General features: G+C 66.2%; 18 protein-coding genes. 12 read left to right on the plus strand and 6 right to left on the minus strand.

Annotation, left to right across the window (positions count from 1 at the left end; all coding sequences use genetic code 11):
- The first annotated feature begins 55 nt into the window (after positions 1 to 55).
- Positions 56 to 517 (plus strand): hypothetical protein, encoded by a 462-nt coding sequence (locus tag BM019_RS25105; protein ID WP_092421142.1) that lies wholly within the window; start codon positions 56 to 58, stop codon positions 515 to 517.
- Between the two features lie 12 nt (positions 518 to 529).
- Here the strand turns inward: BM019_RS25105 and BM019_RS25110 are convergent, their stop codons facing one another.
- Positions 530 to 934: a DUF488 domain-containing protein gene (locus BM019_RS25110; protein WP_092421145.1), complete on the minus strand. Its 405-nt coding sequence runs from the start codon at positions 932 to 934 to the stop codon at positions 530 to 532.
- A 216-nt stretch (positions 935 to 1150) separates the two neighbouring features.
- Between BM019_RS25110 and BM019_RS25115 the strand changes: the two genes are divergently transcribed.
- The 8 genes from BM019_RS25115 to BM019_RS25150 all read left to right on the plus strand — a co-directional run bounded on the left by BM019_RS25115 (position 1151) and on the right by BM019_RS25150 (position 9338).
- Positions 1151 to 1921, plus strand: coding sequence for a FadR/GntR family transcriptional regulator (locus tag BM019_RS25115; RefSeq protein WP_092421147.1), 771 nt, complete (start codon positions 1151 to 1153; stop codon positions 1919 to 1921).
- A 112-nt stretch (positions 1922 to 2033) separates the two neighbouring features.
- Complete coding sequence (locus tag BM019_RS25120) at positions 2034 to 3236, plus strand: ABC transporter substrate-binding protein (RefSeq protein WP_009044476.1); 1203 nt, start codon at positions 2034 to 2036, stop codon at positions 3234 to 3236.
- 81 nt (positions 3237 to 3317) lie between these two features.
- Positions 3318 to 4178: a branched-chain amino acid ABC transporter permease gene (locus BM019_RS25125; RefSeq protein WP_009044477.1), complete on the plus strand. Its 861-nt coding sequence runs from the start codon at positions 3318 to 3320 to the stop codon at positions 4176 to 4178.
- Between the two features lie 2 nt (positions 4179 to 4180).
- Positions 4181 to 5191 carry a branched-chain amino acid ABC transporter permease gene (locus BM019_RS25130; RefSeq protein WP_092421150.1) on the plus strand — a complete coding sequence of 337 codons (1011 nt, stop codon included), beginning with the start codon at positions 4181 to 4183 and terminating at the stop codon, positions 5189 to 5191.
- Positions 5188 to 5940 (plus strand): ABC transporter ATP-binding protein, encoded by a 753-nt coding sequence (locus BM019_RS25135; protein WP_085534251.1) that lies wholly within the window; start codon positions 5188 to 5190, stop codon positions 5938 to 5940. Before BM019_RS25130 ends, BM019_RS25135 begins: the two co-directional genes overlap by 4 nt.
- A complete protein-coding gene (locus BM019_RS25140) occupies positions 5940 to 6635 on the plus strand; it encodes an ABC transporter ATP-binding protein (protein ID WP_007932342.1) in 696 nt (231 codons plus the stop codon). Before BM019_RS25135 ends, BM019_RS25140 begins: the two co-directional genes overlap by 1 nt.
- A 13-nt stretch (positions 6636 to 6648) precedes the next feature.
- Complete coding sequence (locus BM019_RS25145; protein ID WP_092421153.1) at positions 6649 to 7929, plus strand: Zn-dependent hydrolase; 1281 nt, start codon at positions 6649 to 6651, stop codon at positions 7927 to 7929.
- Positions 7926 to 9338, plus strand: a complete 1413-nt coding sequence (locus BM019_RS25150; protein WP_062825615.1) for an amidase — start codon at positions 7926 to 7928, stop codon at positions 9336 to 9338. Before BM019_RS25145 ends, BM019_RS25150 begins: the two co-directional genes overlap by 4 nt.
- Positions 9339 to 9446: 108 nt before the next feature.
- Here BM019_RS25150 and BM019_RS25155 read toward each other — a convergent pair whose 3' ends face one another.
- Both BM019_RS25155 and BM019_RS25160 read right to left on the minus strand, forming a co-directional pair.
- Positions 9447 to 10073 carry a thiol:disulfide interchange protein DsbA/DsbL gene (locus BM019_RS25155; protein WP_062825614.1) on the minus strand — a complete coding sequence of 209 codons (627 nt, stop codon included), beginning with the start codon at positions 10071 to 10073 and terminating at the stop codon, positions 9447 to 9449.
- Between the two features lie 124 nt (positions 10074 to 10197).
- Complete coding sequence (locus BM019_RS25160) at positions 10198 to 11136, minus strand: LysR family transcriptional regulator BsrA (protein WP_092421155.1); 939 nt, start codon at positions 11134 to 11136, stop codon at positions 10198 to 10200.
- Between the two features lie 94 nt (positions 11137 to 11230).
- Here BM019_RS25160 and BM019_RS25165 point away from each other — a divergent pair, with 94 nt between their 5' ends.
- The 3 genes from BM019_RS25165 to BM019_RS30870 all read left to right on the plus strand — a co-directional run bounded on the left by BM019_RS25165 (position 11231) and on the right by BM019_RS30870 (position 13812).
- Positions 11231 to 12400, plus strand: coding sequence for a sterol desaturase family protein (locus tag BM019_RS25165; protein ID WP_092421158.1), 1170 nt, complete (start codon positions 11231 to 11233; stop codon positions 12398 to 12400).
- A gap of 24 nt (positions 12401 to 12424) precedes the next feature.
- A complete protein-coding gene (locus BM019_RS25170) occupies positions 12425 to 13534 on the plus strand; it encodes an SMP-30/gluconolactonase/LRE family protein (protein ID WP_092421160.1) in 1110 nt (369 codons plus the stop codon).
- Positions 13535 to 13674: 140 nt separating this feature from the next.
- A complete protein-coding gene (locus BM019_RS30870; RefSeq protein ID WP_007932359.1) occupies positions 13675 to 13812 on the plus strand; it encodes a PA0050 family protein in 138 nt (45 codons plus the stop codon).
- Between the two features lie 175 nt (positions 13813 to 13987).
- Here BM019_RS30870 and BM019_RS25180 read toward each other — a convergent pair whose 3' ends face one another.
- From BM019_RS25180 to BM019_RS25190, 3 genes are all read right to left on the minus strand, one after another.
- A complete protein-coding gene (locus BM019_RS25180) occupies positions 13988 to 14221 on the minus strand; it encodes a DUF465 domain-containing protein (protein WP_092421162.1) in 234 nt (77 codons plus the stop codon).
- Positions 14222 to 14412: 191 nt separating this feature from the next.
- Positions 14413 to 17073, minus strand: a complete 2661-nt coding sequence (locus BM019_RS25185; RefSeq protein ID WP_092421164.1) for an excinuclease ABC subunit UvrA — start codon at positions 17071 to 17073, stop codon at positions 14413 to 14415.
- 166 nt (positions 17074 to 17239) lie between these two features.
- Positions 17240 to 19351 carry a hybrid sensor histidine kinase/response regulator gene (locus BM019_RS25190; protein WP_092421166.1) on the minus strand — a complete coding sequence of 704 codons (2112 nt, stop codon included), beginning with the start codon at positions 19349 to 19351 and terminating at the stop codon, positions 17240 to 17242.
- Positions 19352 to 19417: the final 66 nt, after the last annotated feature.

Genomic DNA, 19417 nt, shown 5'->3' on the forward strand with positions numbered 1-19417 from the left:
CAGGCTGAAGCTTGGCTAGGCTATAAGCATGCCCCGTGAATGCCTGGGAGGTCCGATGAACCGCGCGATCCTGAGCCCTTTGAGCCTGGTCCTGGCCCTGTTGGCCGGCTGCGCCAGCCCGCCCGAAGTCATCGACAAGGAAGCGGCGGCCATCGCCGAAGGCGTGCTGGCCTTTCGCGATATCTGCCTGAAGTCCGCGCCCTCCTTCGCCGGGGCCGACAACGCGGCCAAGGCCTATGGCATCGCCAGGCTGGACAATGCCGGGTATGCGCGGATGGGACTGAGGGCGGATCACAGCCTTGGGGTCCAGGTGCAGAAAGGCAAGCAATGCGCGGTGACCACGCCGTCGCAGCGGGACAAGACCCTGACCGAGCAATTTCTCAAGCTGGCCGAGCAGTTCTCCAGCACCCCGGTGGCGCAGCACCTGCCGGCGAAAATCACCCTCGACAACCAGACCTTCCTGCTGATGCACGACCGGCGCGGCGGCGAGGCCTATGTGATGTTGAAGCAACCCTGAAGCGCAGCGCCTTCATTCAGGCGGCGACAGGTGCGCATAACACACCGGCGAACTGCCCTCGCCCTGTCGGTCCAGCTCGTCCTCCAGCCACTCGGTCAGCACCCGGGCATTGTTGTGTGCTTCATCGTGGGCCGAGTACACCAGGGTCAAGCGGCCTTTTTGCGCGCGTTCCAGCAACGCCCACCAATGCTCCGGGCGGGCCGCCAGTTCCTGGCGGTAACGGCTGCGAAAGGTGGCGAAATCCAGCTCGCCGGACTTGAAGGCGCGACGCAATCCAGTGGACGGCGCCAGGTCTTTCAACCACTCGTCCAGCGGCAATCGGTCCTTGCGACAGTTGCGCGGCCACAGGCGGTCCACCAGCACCCGATAGCCGTCGTCGGGGCTCGCCGGCTCGTAGGCGCGTTTGCACAGAATCATGATTTCCTCCCGTCTATGGCGGCGCATGGCCTGCCATCAGCTTAGTGGCTGGACACAGGATGGAGGACCTTCGGCAAGCGCCTCGCCGCCACTCATCCTGGTTCTGATTACGACCCTCCCACATCGAAAACGACAGCTCGCCTCCCGGACGATTGACGCAGCGGGCCCAGCCCTATTAAGTACTATTTATCCGCATTAATACGATAAATCGAAAACATGCTCAAACGACCTGTTCGCCGCAAACGCCAGAAGCTTTCCGACGTGATTGTCGAGTCGGTCAAGCGTTCCATTGTGATCAACGCCCTGCGTCCCGGCGATCGCTTGCCGACCGAGCGCGAGCTGATGGAAAGCTTCCAGTGTTCCAAGGGTTCGGCCCGCGAAGCGCTCAAGGCGCTGGAGGTCGAAGGGCTGGTCAATACCCGCACCGGCCCCAGCGGCGGCGCCTACCTGAACCAGGCCGGCACCGAGCCGGCGAGTCGCGCCCTGCGCAATTACCTGCACTTCCAACATATGGACGGCGAGCAGGTGTACCAGTTGCGCAAAGTCATCGAGGTGGAGCTGGCGGTGTCGGTGATCGGCCGCCTGGGCGCCGACGATTTTGCGGCGCTGCAGGCCAATATCGACTTCTGCAGCGCCCCGGAAGACAGCGAGGCCGGCCAGCGCGAACAGCGCATCGCCGAGCTGGAGTTCCACAACCTGCTGGGCCGCGCCTGCCCCAACCCGCTGCTGAGTTTCATGGCGCAGTTCCTCAACGACCTGCTGCGCGACCTGGTAGTGCTGAAGAAGGCCTACAAGCCCAAGCGCAAGCAGTTCGACGCCGCCAACCTCGATTACCACAAGCGCCTGTTGCTGGCCTTCAAAGCCGAGGACGAAACCGCGGTACGCCAGCTGATGCACGAGCACATGTGCGACGCCGAACACCATATGAGCGCCCTCGAGGGCGAGGTCACCCAACACTTCCTGCTGGAGTTCGACCACCACCATTGATAACCGCCGTACCCGCCACACGCCGCTTCGCCAATAACAAAGCCTGAACACAGGCTGCTGCGCCGTTTTGCCATTGCCACTCCTGCCAATAACTAAACCAGGGAGTTACCCCATGCAGCGTCGTACGTTGTTGAAAGCCAGTCTGACCGTTGCCGCAGGCCTCAGCCTTCCGCTGGGGGTGCGCAACGCCTTTGCCGCCGAACCCTTTACCTTCTACGGGCTCAAGTCGATGTCCGGAGCCTTCGCCAGCTACGGCAAGTTCGCCGACATGGGCTCGCGCCTGGCGGTGGAACAGTACCCGACCCTGCTCGGCCGCCCGCTGAACTACAAGGTGATCGACACCGAAGGCAACGCCGGCAAGGCGGTGCGCAAGGTGCAGGAGGCGATTGCCCAGGACGGCGCGCGATTCTTCCAGGGCTGCACCCTGTCGTCTTCGGCGCTGGCGGTGGCCAAGGAGGTGGGCAAGGTCAACGGCGTGTTCATGACCCCGGTGGGCGCCGACGAAGTCACCGGCAAGGACTGCAATGCCTCGACCTTTCGCTGGTCGGTGCCGACCTACGGCGCCATTCGCGAAACCATGGTGCCGCTGATCAAGCGCCTGCCCGAGGCCAAGCGCTGGTACACCATCACCCCGCAATACGTATTCGGCGAAGCACTGCTGGAAGGCGCCAGACAGGTGTGCGCCGAGCATGGCATCGAGCACGTCGGCAACAGCTACCACTCGTTGCAGGAGCAGGAGTTCTCCGGCTACCTGACCAACGCCATCGCCGCCCAGCCCGACGTGCTGGTGCTGCTCAACTTCGGCAGCCAGTCCTCCAACGCCCTGCGCCAGGCGGTCAACTTCGGCATCAAGGAACGCATGAAAGTGCTGCTGGTATGGTCCGCCGGGCTCGACCAGTTCCAGGAACTGGGCAGCGACGTGCTCGAAGGCATCTACCTCGGCGCGCAGTACTGGCACCAGGTCGACACCCCGCTCAACCGCGAGCTGGTCAAGCTGACCCAGGCCAAGTACGGCATCAACCCCACCTATCCGCTGGCCGCCGACTACATCGGCACCAAAATCATGCTCGACACCATAGTCGCCACCGGCAGCTTCGACGGCGCGACCGTGGCCAAGGCCATGCAAGGCCTGACATACCAGGGACCGACCGGCGAGGAAAGCATCCGCGCCGGCGACCATCAGGTGATCAAGGATTACTACCTGCTGCAGGGCAAGGCCACGGCCAGCATGCGCGACAAGGACGACCTGGCCGAAGTGCTCAGCTCCGGGCGCTCGTTCCCGGATGTCGGCGCCACCGGCTGCAACCTGGCCTGACCCCGACCGACCTTTTCATCGCTGGCTAGAGGCAGCGGGCCGCCCGACGACAGTCGCCGGCCCCCTGTCGAGGGTACCCGCATGCTCAATCTTTACCTGTTCCAGATCCTCAACGGCCTCGGCCTGGGGATGATCTACTTCCTGATCGCGGTCGGCCTTACGATCATTTTCGGCCTGCTGAACTTCGTCAACTTCGCCCACGGCGCGTTCTTCCTGCTCGGGGCCTACATCTGCTACACCGCCGTCAGCCTCACCGGCAGCTTCTGGCTGGCGCTGCTGGTCGCGCCGCTGGTGGTCGCGGCCCTGGCCTGGGCCATCGAGCGATTATTGATCCAGCGCATCTACCACCTGCCCCACACCTTCCAGATTCTGGTGACCCTGGGCATCGCGCTGATCATCCAGGAAGCCAGCGTGCTGATCTGGGGCCCCGTCGGCAAAAGCGTCGCGGTGCCGGAACTGCTGCGCGGCGTGCTGATCGTCGGCGACTTCGTCTACCCCTACTACCGCCTGTTCCTCATCGTCTTCTCGGCACTGGTCGGGCTGGCGCTGTGGCTGCTGCTGGAGCGCACGCGCTTCGGCGCCCTGGTGCGCGCCGGCAGCGAAAGCACCGAGACCGTGTCGCTGCTGGGCACCAACATCTTTCGCCTGTTCTCCATGACCTTCGCCCTCGGCGTGGCCCTGGCCGGGATCGCCGGGGTGCTGTTCGCCCCATTGCGCGGCGCCCAGCCCTTTGTCGGCCCGGAAATCCTCGGCGTGGCCTTCGTGGTGGTGGTGATCGGCGGCATGGGCTCGTTCAGCGGCGCGCTGGTGGGTGGCCTGCTGGTGGGTGTGGTGCAGAGCCTGATGACCACCCTCTGGCCGCAAGGCGCCAGCCTGATGATCTACGGCGCCATGGCGGCGGTGATTCTGGTCCGTCCCTACGGCCTGTTCGGGAGAGCATGAACATGAGCGAGAAAAATCCCCTGCCGTTCGCCAAGACCCAGTCGCGCGCCCTGCCGTGGCTGGTGGTCGCGGTACTGATCGGCCTGCCGCTGGTGCTGCCGTCGGCGACCCTGGCCACCGAGATCCTGATCTTCGCCCTCGCGGCGCTGGCCTGTAACCTGCTGCTGGGCTACACCGGCCTGCTGTCGTTCGGCCAGGGCATCTTCTTCGGCGCCGGGGCCTACTGCGCCGCGCTGCTGATGATCCACCTGCAACTGGGCCTGTTCAGCGCCCTGTTCGGCGCGGCCCTGGTGGGCGCGCTGCTGGCGTTGCTGGTGGGCGCCCTGGCGATCCGGCGCACCGGCATCTACTTCGTGATGCTGACCCTGGCCTTCAGCCAGATGGCCTACTTCATCGCCTACACCCTGAGCGACTGGACCGGCGGCGACAACGGCCTGCTCAGCGTGCCGCGCCCGGAGATCCGCCTCGGCGACACCGTGCTGCTGTCGCTGAACGACGCGCGCTACTTCTACGCCTTTGTCGCGGTGCTGTTCCTGCTGATCTTCATCGGCGCCCGGCGGGTGATCGCCTCGCCGTTCGGCAGCACGCTGATGGCGATCCGCGAGAACGAAACCCGCGCCGCCGCCATCGGCTACGACACCCGGCACTTCAAGATCCTGGTGTTCATGCTGTCCGGCGCGGTCACCGGGATCGCCGGGGCGCTGTACGCCATGCTCCTGCATTTCGTGCCGCTGTCGAACATCGACCTGGCGATGTCGGAAAACATCCTGATCATGACCATAGTCGGAGGCACCGGCTCGCTGTTCGGCTCCCTGCTGGGCGCCGGTTCCATCGTGCTGCTCGGCGAGTTCCTCTCCGACCTCTGGCCACGCTGGCTGATGCTGCTGGGGATCATCCTGATCCTGGTGGTGGTGTTCATGCGCGGCGGTTTGTGGGGCGGCCTGTCGAGCCTGTTCGAACGCATCCGGGGGCCACGCAAGGCGGCCCTGCCGACCGAGGAGAAACTGTCATGACGCAGTACCTGCTGCAAACCCAGGACCTGGAGCTGGCCTATGGCGCCTTCCACGCGGTCAACGGCGTCAACCTGAAAGTCGAGGCCGGCACCATCCACACCATCATCGGCCCCAACGGCGCCGGCAAGACCAGCCTGTTCCACTGCCTGACCGGCGAACGCCAGGCCACCGCCGGGGCGATCCTGTTCAACGGCAAGAACATCATCAAGAAACCGGCCCACGGCCGGGTCGGCCTGGGCATGGCCCGTTCGTTCCAACTGACCAGCCTGTTCCAGAACCTCAGCGTGCGGGAAAACCTGCGCCTGGCCGCCCAGGGTCGCGATGGCCTGGCGGCGCTGAATTTCTGGCGCCACGTCGACAGCCGCCGCGAACACCTGGAGATGGCCGACCAGGTGCTCGAACGCCTGCAACTGACGGCACGCGCCGACACCCTCGCCGGCGAACTGTCCCACGGCCAGCAGCGGGTGCTGGAAGTCGGCATGTCGATCTGCTCCAGGCCGAAACTGCTGATGCTCGACGAGCCGACCTCCGGCATGGGCATCGACGACATCCCGATCATGACCCAGCTGATCAGCGACCTGGGCCGCGACCACACGGTGCTGCTGATCGAACACAACATGAGCATCGTCATGTCCATCAGCCAACGCATCACCGTCATGAGCCACGGCCAGATCCTGGTCGAGGGCACACCGCAATTCGTCCGCGCCGACGAGCGCGTGCGCAGCGCCTACCTGGGAGAAGCCGCCTGATGCTGACCGTCGAGAATATCCACTCCTACTACGACAAGAGCCACGTCCTCGAAGGCGTCTCGCTGCAGGTCGACGCCGGCGAGCTGGTGACCCTGCTGGGGCGCAACGGCGCGGGCAAGACCACGACCCTGCGCAGCATCCTCGGGATCATCTGCCCGCGCCAGGGGCAGATCCGCTTCAACGGCCAGGAGCTGGTGGGCAAGAAGATCTTCGAGATCGCCCGCCAGGGCCTGGCGCTGGTGCCGGAACACCGCGGCATCTTCCGCCTGCTCAGCGTCGAGGAAAACCTGCGCATCGCCCAGCGCAAGAGCAGCCGCTGGCAGCTGGAGGATGTCTACGGCATGTTCCCGCGCCTCAAGGAGCGGCGCAAAAACGCCGGCCACGCGCTGTCCGGCGGCGAGCAGCAGATGCTCGCCATCGCCCGCGCCCTGCTCAACGATCCCAAGCTGCTGATTCTCGACGAACCCACCGAAGGCCTGGCCCCGGTGATCGTCGACGAGCTGGTGAAGATCCTGCGCAAGATCAAAGACGACGGCCTGCCGGTGCTGCTGGTGGAACAGAACCTGATGGTCTGCGACAAGCTCGCCGACCGCCATTACGTCCTCGAACAGGGGCGCGTGGTCTACCAGGGCAGCGCCGCCGACTTCCGCGCCGACCCGAGCATCAAGAACCGCTACCTGGCCCTGAGCGCCTGAGGGGAGAGATGAAATGAACCGTCCGATTGTGTCCGTACCCCCGTTGCAAGACGCCACCCCGCTGGTCAACCGCGAACGCCTCTGGCAATCGCTGATGGACCTCGCGCAGCTGGGCGCCACCGCCAAGGGCGGCGTGTGCCGCCTGGCCCTGACCGACCTCGACCGCCAGGCCCGCGACCTGTTCGTGCGCTGGTGCGAAGAGGCCGGGTGCAGCGTCAGCATCGACGGCATCGGTAATATCTTCGCCCGCCGCGCCGGGCGTAACCCGCAGCTGCCGCCAGTAATGACCGGCAGCCATATCGACACCCAGCCCACCGGCGGCAAGTTCGACGGTTGCTACGGGGTGATGGCCGGCCTGGAGGTGATCCGCACCCTCAACGACCTCGGCCTGCAGACCGAGGCGCCGCTCGAGGTGGTGGTCTGGACCAACGAAGAAGGCTCGCGCTTCCCGCCGTGCATGATGGGCTCCGGGGTGTTCGCCGGTAAGTTCGACCTCGACGACACCCTGCGCAAGCAGGACGAGCAGGGGCTGTCGGTGGGCAGCGAGTTGCGGCGCATCGGTTATGCCGGCCCGCGGGCGGTACTTGGCCATCCGGTGGGCGCGTATTTCGAGGCGCACATCGAACAGGGCCCGGTGCTGGAAGACCGCCAGACCACCATAGGCGTGGTCATGGGCTGCCTCGGCCAGAAGTGGTTCGACCTGACCCTGACCGGGGTCGAGGCCCATGCCGGGCCGACGCCGATGCACCTGCGCAAGGACGCCCTGGTGGGCGCCGCCCAGGTGGTCAGCGCAGTCAACCGCATCGCCCACGAGCAACAGCCCCACGCCTGTGGCACGGTCGGCTGCCTGAGCCTGCACCCGGGCTCGCGCAACGTGATTCCCGGCCAGGTGCAGATGACCCTCGACCTGCGCCACCTGCATGCCGACAAACTGCAAGCCATGGTCGACGAGGTGCGCCAGGTGATCGAGGACACCTGCCAGCAACACGGCCTGAGCTTCGAGCTGACTCCCACCGCCGACTTCCCGCCACTGGACTTCGACCCCGCCTGCGTCGCCGCGGTACGCCAGGGCGCCGAACAGCTGGGCCTGAGCCATATGGACATCGTCAGCGGCGCCGGGCACGACGCGATCTTCATCGCCGAGCTGGGTCCGGCCGGAATGATCTTCGTGCCCTGCGAAGGCGGCATCAGCCACAACGAAATCGAAAACGCCGCGCCCCAGGACCTGGCCGACGGTTGCGCCGTGTTGCTGCGGGCCATGGTCAACGCGGCGCAAGCAGGAGCGACGGCATGACCCGACACCGCGAAATCGCCGAGATGAGCGGCGTCGAACTGCTCGCCCATTACCGTGACAAGCGCCTATCGCCGGTGGAAGCGACCGAGGACGCCCTGGCGCGCATCGAGCGCTTCAACCCGCAGGTCAACGCCTATTGCCATGTCGACCCGCAAGGCGCGCTGGACGCGGCAAAAGCCTCCGAGCAGCGCTGGTTCAAGGGCCAGCCCTGCGGTGCGCTGGACGGCGTGCCGGCCTCGATCAAGGACCTGACCCTGACCCGTGGCATGCCCACCCGCAAGGGCTCGAAAACCACCTCCGCCAGCGGCCCCTGGGACGTCGATGCGCCCTTCCCGGCCTTTATGCGCAACGCCGGCGCGGTGCTGCTGGGCAAGACCACCACCCCGGAATTCGGCTGGAAAGGTGTGACCGACAACCCGTTGTACGGCATCACCCGCAACCCCTGGGACACCCGCACCACCGCCGGTGGCTCCTCCGGTGGCGCGGCCGCCGCGGCCTCGCTGAACCTCGGCGTGCTGCACCAGGGCAGCGATGCCGGTGGTTCGATCCGCATTCCCTGCGCCTTCACCGGCACCTTCGGGATCAAGCCGACTTTCGGCTACGTGCCGCAGTGGCCGGCCAGCGCCATGACCATCCTCTCGCACCTGGGGCCGATGACCCGCACCGTCGACGATGCGGTGCTGATGCTGCAAACCGTCGCCCGCCCGGATGCCCGCGACGGCCTTGCCGGGGCCCCACGCAGCACGCCCTGGCTGCCGCAGAGCACTGACCTCAAAGGCCTGCGTATCGCCTACAGCGCCGATTTCGGCTACGTGAAGGTGCAGCCACAGGTGGCGCGGGTGGTGGCCCGGGCGGTGGAACGCCTGGCGCAACTGGGCGCCGACGTCGAGCAGGTCGACCCGGGGTTCAGCGACCCGCTGGAACTGTTCAATACCCTGTGGTTCGCCGGCGCCGCGCGGCTGGCCGGGCAACTGAGCCAGGAGCAACGCCAGCAGCTCGACCCGGGCCTGCTGCGCATTGCCCGGCAGGGCCAAGGCATCAGCCTTCACGACTACACCCTGGCCCTGGAAGCCCGCGCGGCGCTGGTGGCGCACATGGCCGGGTTCCACAGGCGCTACGACCTGCTGGTCTCGCCCATGCTGCCGCTCACCGCCTTCGCCGCCGGGCACAACGTGCCACCGGGTTCCGGCCTGGGCGAATGGATGGAGTGGACGCCCTTCAGCTACCCCTTCAACCTGACCCAGCAACCGGCCGCGTCGGTGCCGTGCGGCTTCGCCGAGGACGGCTTGCCGGTGGGCCTGCAGGTGGTGGGGGCGCGGTTTGCCGATGATCAGGTGCTGCGCCTGTGCCGCGCTTATGAGCAGGCGTTCCCGAGCCCGCATCCGCAGGCGCCGCGGATCAAGGACTGACCGCGCTTGTGAGGGGCATCGCTAGCGATGCCCTTTTTGACTACCGCTCGATGCCCTTGGGCCGCTGCCGAGCCTCGCCGGCTGGACAGTGGCCAGGGGATCGAGGGCTTATTTTGCCGCCCGCACCTGGGCGATCAACTGGTCCGCCACCGCGAACAGGCCCTTGGCGCCGTCGTTGGTCATGCCGAAGCGGTACTTGCCGTCCACCACCAGCGAGGGCACGCCGGTGGCCTGGTAGGCCGCGGTGCGTTTTTTCGCATCCATCACCTTGGCCTGCACGGCGAAGGAGTTGTAGGTGGCGAGGAACTTCGCCGGCTCGATGCCCTGGCCTTTGAGCAGCTCGGCCATGGCCTCGGGGGTTTTCAGGCGGTTGCCGCCGTGGATCGCCTCGAACACCGCGTGGTGCACCTCGGGCTTGGCGTCCATGGTCGCCAGGGTCAGGTACAGCTGGCCGTAGACATCCCAGATCCCGCCGAACATGGCCGGCAGCTTGACGAAGTTCACGTCTTCGGGAAGCTGGGCGGCCCAGGGGTTGATCGAGGCTTCGAGGTTGTAGCAGTGGCCGCAGCCGTAGGAAAACAGTTCCACCACTTCGATCTTGCCGGGCACGACCTGCGGCACGGCATCCTTGAGTTCCACGTACTGGCTGGCATCCACCGCCGCCATGGCGGTCTGCCCGGCCAGGCCAAAGAGGCAGCTGGCTGCCAGGGCAATGTTCAGAATCGAGTGACGCATGCAATCTCCAATGGGTTGGCGCCTCTGAGTCAGCACGGCTGCTCGTCAAGCGGGCCCCAAAGGATACAGGCGGTGTCCACGGTGCCAATCAGACTCGTCTTAATCTTTTGTTGGTTTTTTGTCATCAGCGCCCGGACAGCTCCGGCTGCTGCGCGAACCGGGCGGCCAGGGCGATGATCTCCTCGCGCAGCCAGCGATGCCCCGGCACCCGCTCCTGCTGGCGATGCCAGATCAGGCTGACCTGCACTGGCGGCGCCACCAACGGCAGCTCGGCGATGCGGATCGGCATCAGCGTGCAGAAGTGCTCCGCCAGGCGCCGCGGCACCGTGCCCAGCAAATCCGACTGGGCGACGATCAAGGGAATGCTCAGGTAATGCGGGACGAACAGCTGCACATGGCGCTGGACCTTGGCCGAACCGAGGACGATCTCCAGCGGCGAGCCGCGCCCGCCCCGGTCCGGGATCGCCACGTGCTGGCTTTGCTCATAGGCCTTGAGGTCGAGCTGTGGCTCGAAGGCCGGGTGGTCGATACGGCCGATCACCACCAGCTGTTCTTCCAGCAGCGGCTGGTAGCAGAGGTCGGGATCGTCGAAGTACAGGTAGTCCACCGCCAGGTCGAGCATCCCGGTGGTCAGCCAGGCCGGCAGGGAGTCGGCGGCATCGCTGCGCACCGCCAGGCGGACCTTGGGCGCGGCGCTTTGCAAACGGCGTGATAGCGCCGGCAACAGGCGCGCCTGGGCGTAGTCGTTCATCGACAGGGTAAAGGTCTGGTCGGACGCCGCCGGGTCGAACGCGCTGCCCGGGTCCAGGCCTTCCTGCAGCAGGCGCAGGGCCTGGCGCACCGAACCGTGCAGCACATGGGCCCGCGGCGTGGGCTGCATGCCCCGCGCGGTGCGGATGAACAGCGGCTCGTCGAGCTGGCTGCGCAGGCGCGCCAGGGCGTTGCTCACGGCCGGCTGGCTGAGGTTCAGGCGCACCGCCGCGCGGGACAGGTTCTGCTCCTGCATCAGCGCGTCGAACACCAAGAGCAGGTTGAGATCCAGGCGTCGCAAATTCAGCTTCATGAATAATGCCCATTCCGAATATCCATTAGCTGGATAATTCGAGCAGGACTAATCTGCTGTCAACAAGAACAATAAAACCCACAGGAGAACGGCCTTGAGGCAAACCACCCTGGCATTTCGCGAGCGTTACCGCGCCGCGGTTCATCCGCGCTACAACCCGTGGCTGCACGGCGGTTTCGTGCTGGCCTATGGCATTGCATGCATCGCCCTGCTGTGGAGCACCCTGCACCAGGTACAGCCCCTGGAGTGGCTGGCGGTGCCGGTGGCGCTGCTGTTCTTCAACCTGTGCATCTACGTCGTGCACCGCTGGCTGGGCCACCACAAACAGGCCTTCGCGCGGATGTTCTACGCCCGCCACAGCGGCGATCACCACAGTTTCTTCGTACCCGGCTACATGACCTACGACGGCCCCCGGGACTGGCGGGTGATCCTGTTTCCGGCCTGGCTGATCGTGGTCCACAGCCTGCTGTTCGCCCTGCCGCTGTGGTGGCTGCTGAAGTTCTGGAATGCCAATGTCGCGGCGCTGTTCGCCAGCTGCACCCTGATCGGTTACCTGGCCTACGAGGTGTTCCATGCCTGCGAACACTTGCCGCCCGAACACCCGCTGGCGCGGCTGCCATGGATCCGCCAGATGCGCCGCCTGCATGAGCTGCATCACCGTCGCGAGCTGATGCAGGAGCGCAATTTCAACATCGTCCTGCCGCTGATGGATTACCTGTTCGGCACCCTGTACTGGGAGCCGGAACCCGCCACCTCCTCTCTATCGACAAGGTCCTCGTCCATGACTCGCATGCAGCATCAGATCGATATTCCGCGCAACCCGGTGGCCCTGCTCGACTACGCCTGCGCCGCCAGTCGCTGGCCGGAGTGGCACCCCTCGTCGCTGAAGGTCCAGGGTCCGGCCGGGGCCCTGCCCGCCGGCGCGCGCTTCGAGGAAGACATCCACGCCGGCGGGCGCAGCGGGCACCTGAGCTGGCGGGTCGACGAGTACCTGCCCGGGTTTCGCTGGAGCGCCGCGGCCAAGGGCGATCATGGCCTGGAGCTGGTGGTGACCTACGAGTGCCAGGCGCTGGACGCCCACCACACGCGCTTTATCCGCACCCTGGAATACCGCTTTACCGGCCTGCTGATGCGCCTGGGCAATCGCCTGCTATTCAGAAGGCGGATAGAACGGGAGTCCGCCGACTCCCTGCTAGCCTTGTGCGAAATGGCGCAACGGGCAATTCCCCTCGGCGCCGACGTCGCGCCGCAGAGCGCGACCTGAACCCATCACCAGGAGCCGCCCTCGATGAAGCCCGTCGCACCCCGTCGGATCAAGTTTCGCCATCTGCTGTTGGTCGTGATCATCGCCATCGGCGCCTTTCTGCTGCTGATGCCGACCAAGGTCCAGCCATTGGCCTGGACCCCGTCGCCAGCACCTTCGCTGAAAAGCGGCCTGTACGCCGAAAACCAGAAGCTCAAGGGCCTGCAGGCGGTGGGCGCGCTGAACATCGACGGGCCGGAAGCCCTGCTGCTGGAAGACGGTTCGTTGATCAGCGGCCTGCATGACGGGCGGGTGATCCGCACCGCCCTGGACGGCAGCGCCCTGCAGGTACTGGCCCATACCGGCGGGCGCCCCCTGGGCCTGGCCCGGCATCCGGATGGCCGGCTGATCATCGCCGACGCGGTCAAGGGCCTGCTGGCGCTGGACGCCAAGGGGCAGCTGAGCACCCTCACCACCTCCGCCAACGGCCTGCCCTTCGGTTTTACCGACGATGTGGCGGTGGACGCCGCCGGGCGTTATGCCTACTTCAGCGACGCCACCAGCCGCTGGGGCTACGGCCAGGATGGCGAGGCGGTCATCGAGCACGGCGGCGACGGGCGCCTGCTGCGCTATGACTTCCAGACCGGCCAGACCGAACAGTTGCTGGACGGCCTGGAGTTTGCCAACGGCATCGCCCTCGGGCCCCAGGAAGCCTATGTGCTGGTCAACGAAACCGGCGCCTACCGGATCAGCCGCTACTGGCTCAGCGGCGCCAAGGCCGGCACCCACGACCTGTTCATCGACAACCTGCCGGGGCTGCCGGACAACCTCAGTTTCAACGGCCAGGGGCGTTTCTGGGTGGCGCTCTATGCCCCGCGCAATGTCCTGCTGGACGGCACCGCGCCCTACCCGCGGGTGCGCAAGATGATCGTGCGGGCCATGACCCTGCTGCCCAAGCCGGTGGAAAAACGCGGCTTCGTCCTCGGCCTGGATACCCAGGGCCAGGTCATCGCCAACCTGCAGGACGCCAGCGCCGGCAACTACGCGCCCATCACCACGGTGCGCGAATACGCCGACGCCCTGTACTTCGGCTCGATCAAGGCCACGCATATGGCACGCCTGCCGCTGAGCGTCGCGCTGTCAAAGGCGCCTTGATGCGATAACGGCATGGGCACCGACATGCTCGCCAGATTCTGATCTAAGCTGTCCCGCGCGGCGCCGTCACAGGCGCCCACCAAGGAAAGACAAACAATCGAATCCGATTGATTCCCATCACATTGAGAGTGGATCCCCCCATGAAAATCAAAATCCTCCTGGCTTCCCTGCTGCTCACTTCATCCCTGTCGGCGCTGGCCGCGTGCCCGGTGTTCGGACCGTCCGAAGATCCCTGCGCAGGCCCGGTATTCGGCCCGAGCACCTGCGAGTGCCCTTGAGGCAGGCAGGCGCTGAAACAGGCGCGTCCGACTCGGGCGCGTCTCGCCAAGGGTGCGGGTCGATACAGGGGAGTAAACGGGCAAATAGCGGAAAGAGCAGCCAATGCTCTGGTTTGCGCAGAACCTGGCGAGACGCCCGAAGCCTCGGGACATCTCGCTCAGGACAGGGTCGGGGTCAGAAGCGGGCAGTCAGCTTCTCGGAGATTTCATCCTTGATCAGCAGCCGCTTTTCCTTGAGTTTTTTCAGTTCGTCGTCAGCGGCCGCCGCGGCCTCCGCTTTGAGCACCTGATCATCAATGCTGGAGTATTTATCGAACAAGGCATTCAAGTGCGGGTCATTGGCCCGACGCTGTTGAATGTCTTCTTTGCTGTAGCTCAGGTCCTGATACAGGTCATGGGGCACCGGCATGAAACACCTCCGTTTGTTGATCGGTAGCAAGCCCATTTACACGCGCTTGCCAGTTACCAGAATGACCTCGACCACCGCTGTCTGTCGACCGCCAATCAGACCAGCGGTAACCGTTCGTCGCCTACAGCGGCACTGCCCGCGACCCACCGCCAGCCCCAACAACCCGCCATGGCCGACGGCTCAACGAAGGCTCACCCCAGGGCCTGGGCCAGGAACGGCGCGGTGCGGCTCTTGCGGTGCCTGGCCACCTGCTGCGGCGTCCCGCTGACCACTACTTTGCCGCCCTGGTCGCCAGCGCCCGGGCCGATATCGATCACCCAGTCGGCCTGGGCCACCACGCGCATTTCGTGTTCGACCACCACCACGCTGTGGCCGGCCCGCACCAGGTTGTCCAGTTGTTCCAGCAGGCGATCGACATCCCGCGGATGCAGGCCGGTGGTCGGCTCGTCCAGCACATACAGGGTGGCGCCGCGGGGGTTGCGCTGCAGCTCGGTGGCCAGCTTGATCCGCTGCGCTTCGCCACCGGACAGCTCGGTAGCGGGCTGGCCGAGGCGCAGGTAGCCCAGGCCGATATCGCGCAAGACTTCCAGGGAACGGCGGATGCTCGCCTGTCCGGCGAACACCTCGACCGCCTCCTGCACCGTCAGTTGCAGGACCTGGGCGATGTCCAGGCCCTGCCACTTGATAGCCAGGGTCTGCGGGTTGTAACGCGCGCCGTGGCAGGTCGGGCACGGCGCATAGACGCTGGGCATGAACAGCAATTCGACGCTGACAAAACCTTCGCCTTCGCAGGCCGGGCAACGGCCCTTGGCGACGTTGAAGGAGAACTGCCCGGCGTCGTAGCCCAGCGCGCGCGCCTCGGGGGTGGCGGCGAACAGCTTGCGCACGTGGTCGAACAGCCCGGTGTAGGTCGCGAGGTTCGAGCGCGGGGTGCGGCCGATGGGTTTCTGGTCCACCTGTACCAGGCGCTTGATCCGCTCCAGCCCGGCGGTGACTTCGCCGCTGCTGGCCTGCGGGGCGTCGTCCTCCAGGTTCAGCTCCTCTGGCTCTTCGTTGCCCTGCGGCCGCCCGAGGTGCGCGCCCACCAGTTCCAGCAAGGCCTGGCTGACCAGGCTCGACTTGCCGGAACCTGAAACTCCGGTCACCGCGGTAAAGCAGCCCAAGGGGAATTCCGCGCTCAGGTCATTCAGGTTGTTGCGGCTGATGCCCTCCAGGCGCAGCCAGCCCTGGGCCTGGCGCGCGGTGCGGCGGGCCGGTGCCTGTTCGGCGAACAGATAGGCGCGGGTCTGCGACTGCGCGACATTGGCCAACCCCGCCGGCGGACCGCTGTACAGCACCTGGCCGCCCTGCTCGCCCGCCGCCGGGCCGACATCGATCAGCCAGTCGGCGCGGCGCATGGTCTGCAGGTCGTGCTCGACCACGAACAGCGAATTGCCCGAAGCCTTGAGCTGCTGCAGGGCCTCGAACAGCGCCTCGGCGTCCGCCGGGTGCAGGCCGGCCGAAGGCTCGTCGAGCACATAGATCACCCCAAACAGCTGCGAACCCAATTGAGTCGCCAGGCGCAGACGCTGCAACTCGCCGGACGACAGGGTCGGCGTGCTGCGCTCCAGGGCCAGGTACCCCAGGCCCAGGCCAGTCAGGGTGCTGACCCGCTCCAGCAGGTCCTGGGCGATGCGTTGCGCGGCCAGGCGTTTTTCCAGGGACAGGTTCGGCGTGTGCCGCACATCCGGCCCTCCGACATGCCCCGGCGCGCCCTGGGCGATCCGTTGTTGGCGCGCGGCCTGGGTCTGTTCGTGGCTCCAGACCTCGCCGGCCTCCTCGGCCTGTTCCAGGTAAGCCTGGGCGGCCACCGGCTTGAGCACCTCGGCCAGTTGCAGCAGGGGCATCTGCGACAGCTCGCCGATGTCGAGACCGGCGAAGGTCACCGACAGCGCCTCGCGCTTCAGCCGCTTGCCCTCGCACAGCGGGCACGGGCTGCCGAGCATGAACTGCGACACGCGCTTTTTCATCAGCGCGCTTTGCGAATGGGTGAAGGTGTGCAGCACATAGCGCCGGGCCCCGCTGAAGGTGCCCATGTAGCTCGGTTCCTGCTTGCGCTTGAGGGCCTCGCGGGTCTGCTCCGGGGTCAGCCCGGCGTACACCGGCACGGTCGGGGTTTCTTCGGTGAACAGGATCCAGTCGCGCTGTTCTTGCGGCAGGTCGCGCCAGGGAATATCGACGTCGTAGCCCAGGGTCACGAGGATGTCGCGCTGGTTCTGCCCCTGCCAGGCCAGCGGCCAGGACGCCACCGCGCGCTGGCGGATGGTCAGCGAAGGGTCCGGGACCATGGACGCCTCGCTGACCTCGTAGACCCGGCCCAGGCCATGACAGTTGGGGCAGGCCCCTTGCGGGGTGTTGGGCGAGAAGTCTTCGGCGTAGAGCATCGGCTGCCCCGGCGGGTAGCTGCCGGCCCGGGAATAGAGCATGCGGATCAGGCTGGACAAGGTGGTGACGCTGCCCACCGAAGAGCGGGTGCTCGGCGTGCCGCGCTGCTGTTGCAGGGCCACCGCTGGCGGCAGGCCTTCGATGGCGTCGACATCCGGCACCCCGACCTGATCGATCAGGCGCCGGGCGTAGGGCGCCACCGATTCGAAGTAGCGGCGCTGGGCCTCGGCATACAGGGTCGAGAACGCCAGGGACGATTTGCCGGAGCCGGAAACCCCGGTGAACACCACCAGCGCGTCGCGGGGAATATCCACGTCGACGTTGCGCAGGTTGTGTTCGCGGGCGCCGCGCACCCTGACAAAACCCGAGCTGTTCGCGGGCAAGGAAGACAAAACCTGGGGCGAAGGCGTGTTGCGCGCTGAAGTCATGGGGCAGCCTTGTATCGGAGGTGTCAGAACAGAGGTCACGTCAGAAAGCCCCGGCGCCAGCACCGGCGACCGGCAGCCACCCGACCGAGGTGCAGGGTGCATGGGCCCGGGGTTTTGAGCAACCGCGGATGTCGAACGTTCGGCGGACTTTTTCCCGATTATGGCCTTACGCCTCCAGCACGGACCTGACCATGGCGGTCAGGGCGTCCGGGCTGTAGGGCTTGCTCAGCAGGTGGGTGTCCGGGCTGAGCTGGTGATTGCAGGAAATGATGTCGCGGGTATGCCCCGAGGTGAACAGCACCGCCACCGCCGGCGACTGGGTCTTGGCCCAGAGCGCAAGGTCGGTGCTTTTGATCAGGCCGGGCATCACCACATCAGTGAAGATCAGCTCGACCCGGGCGCCACTCAGCAGCAGTTGCATGGCCGCATCGCCATTGGCCGCCACCAGCACCTTGTAGCCGGCACTCTCCAGCAGCTCGACCGCCGCCGCGCGGACGTCCTCGTTGTCCTCCACCACCAGGATGGTTTCCTGGCCATGGCCAGGCCGCTGTCCGCGCCGGGGCGCCTCTCCCGGTTCCGGTTCGGTGCTGCGGACAAAATACATGCGCACCGTGGTGCCCTGCCCCGGCGTGCTGAGCATCTCGATATGGCCGCCGCTCTGCTTGACGAAACCGAACACCATGCTCAGTCCCAGCCCGGTGCCCTGGCCGTCGCGCTTGGTGGTGAAGAACGGTTCGAACGCCTGCTTGAGCACCTCGGGGGGCATGCCATCGCCGGTATCAGCCACCGACAGGCACAGGTAGTCACCGGGACTGATGCCCTTGCCGGCGCAGAAACCGCGGTCGAGCACCATATTTTCGCCGCGGATGCCAATGGTGCCCTCGCCCTTCATGGCGTCGCGGGCGTTGATCGCCAGGTTGAGCAAGGCGTTTTCCAGCTGGCTGCGATCGACCTTGATGCACCAGGGCTTCGCCGGCAGTTGCACATCGATGTCGATGGTTTCGCCGAGGGCCCGTTGCAGCAGCTCACCCAGGCTGTCGGGGATCCGGCAGGGGTTATAGACCTCGGGCGACAGCGGCTGGCGCCGGGCGAACGCGAGCAATTGCGCGGACAGCTTGGCGCCGCGCTCGACCGCGGTAATGGCCGCGCCGACCCGGCGCTGCACATTGGCATTGTCCGGCTCATGGCGCGCCAGCAGGTGCAGGTTGCCGGCGATCACTTGCAGCAGGTTGTTGAAGTCGTGGGCCACGCCACCGGTCATGCCACCAATGGCTTCGAGCTTCTGCGCCTGGCGCAGCTGCTCCTCGGCCGAGACCCGCGCGTTGACCTCCTCGGCCACCCGCTGCTCGAGGTTGCGCGTCAGTTGCAGCAGCGACTCTTCGGCCATCTTGCGTTCGTGGATATCGATCAGCACGCCGGGAAAGCGCAAGGCCTGTCCTGCGTCGTCGAACTCGCAACGGCCACAGCCCATGACCCACAGGTAACTGCCGTCCTCCCGACGGATCCGGTATTCGGCGTTATAGGGCACGCCCTTTTTCACGCTGTAGGCCGCCTGTTCCTTGATCCGCGGCAGATCCTCGGGGTGCACCCGGCCGTCGGCGACCGCCATCGACAGATCGTCCAGCGACTGCTCCAGCGGGTAGGAAAAGGTCCGGGCAAAACGCTCGTCGCCCGACAGGCGGTCGGCCTTGATGTCCCAGACAAAGGAACCCAGCAGCGCCCCGGCATTGAGCGCCAGTTGCACCCGCTCGTTTTCCGCGCGGTAGGCATTCTCGACTTCCTGGCGGCGCTGCTCGGACAGCACGTGGGCGGTGGTCTCGACCACGATCGCCATGACCCCGGCCGGCGCCTGGTCGTCGCCGGCCACCGGGCTGTAGTAGAGGTCCATCCAGACATGTTCCGGCTGGCCGTTGCGCAGCAGGACCAGCTCTTTGTTGCAGTACGACAGGGTCCCGCCCGCCAGGCAGGTGTCCAGCACATGGCGGTTGAAATCCGCCACTTCCGGCCAGCCCAGCTCCACCTGGCGGCCGAGCAGGTACGGATGCCGGCCGCCGGCGAATTCGGCGTAGGCATCGTTGTAGATCATGTAGCCCGAACGGCCCCAGAGCATGACCAGCGGCACCGGCGAGGCCAGCAACAGTTGCACGGCACTGCACAGGCTCGACGACCACTGCTCCAGCGCGCCCAGCTCGGTGACGGACCAGTCGAACGCCTGGATGCGCCCGGCCATCTCGCCTCTCCAGCCCTGGCAACCATGAGGATCGGATAAGAACGACATCGCTTGACCCAGTGAACACGATTGAATGACGGCATTCCCGGCCGCGCCCCGAACGCCACGGACAGG

Source organism: Pseudomonas sp. NFPP07 (assembly GCF_900115645.1).
GTDB classification, from domain to species: Bacteria; Pseudomonadota; Gammaproteobacteria; order Pseudomonadales; family Pseudomonadaceae; genus Aquipseudomonas; species Aquipseudomonas chlororaphis.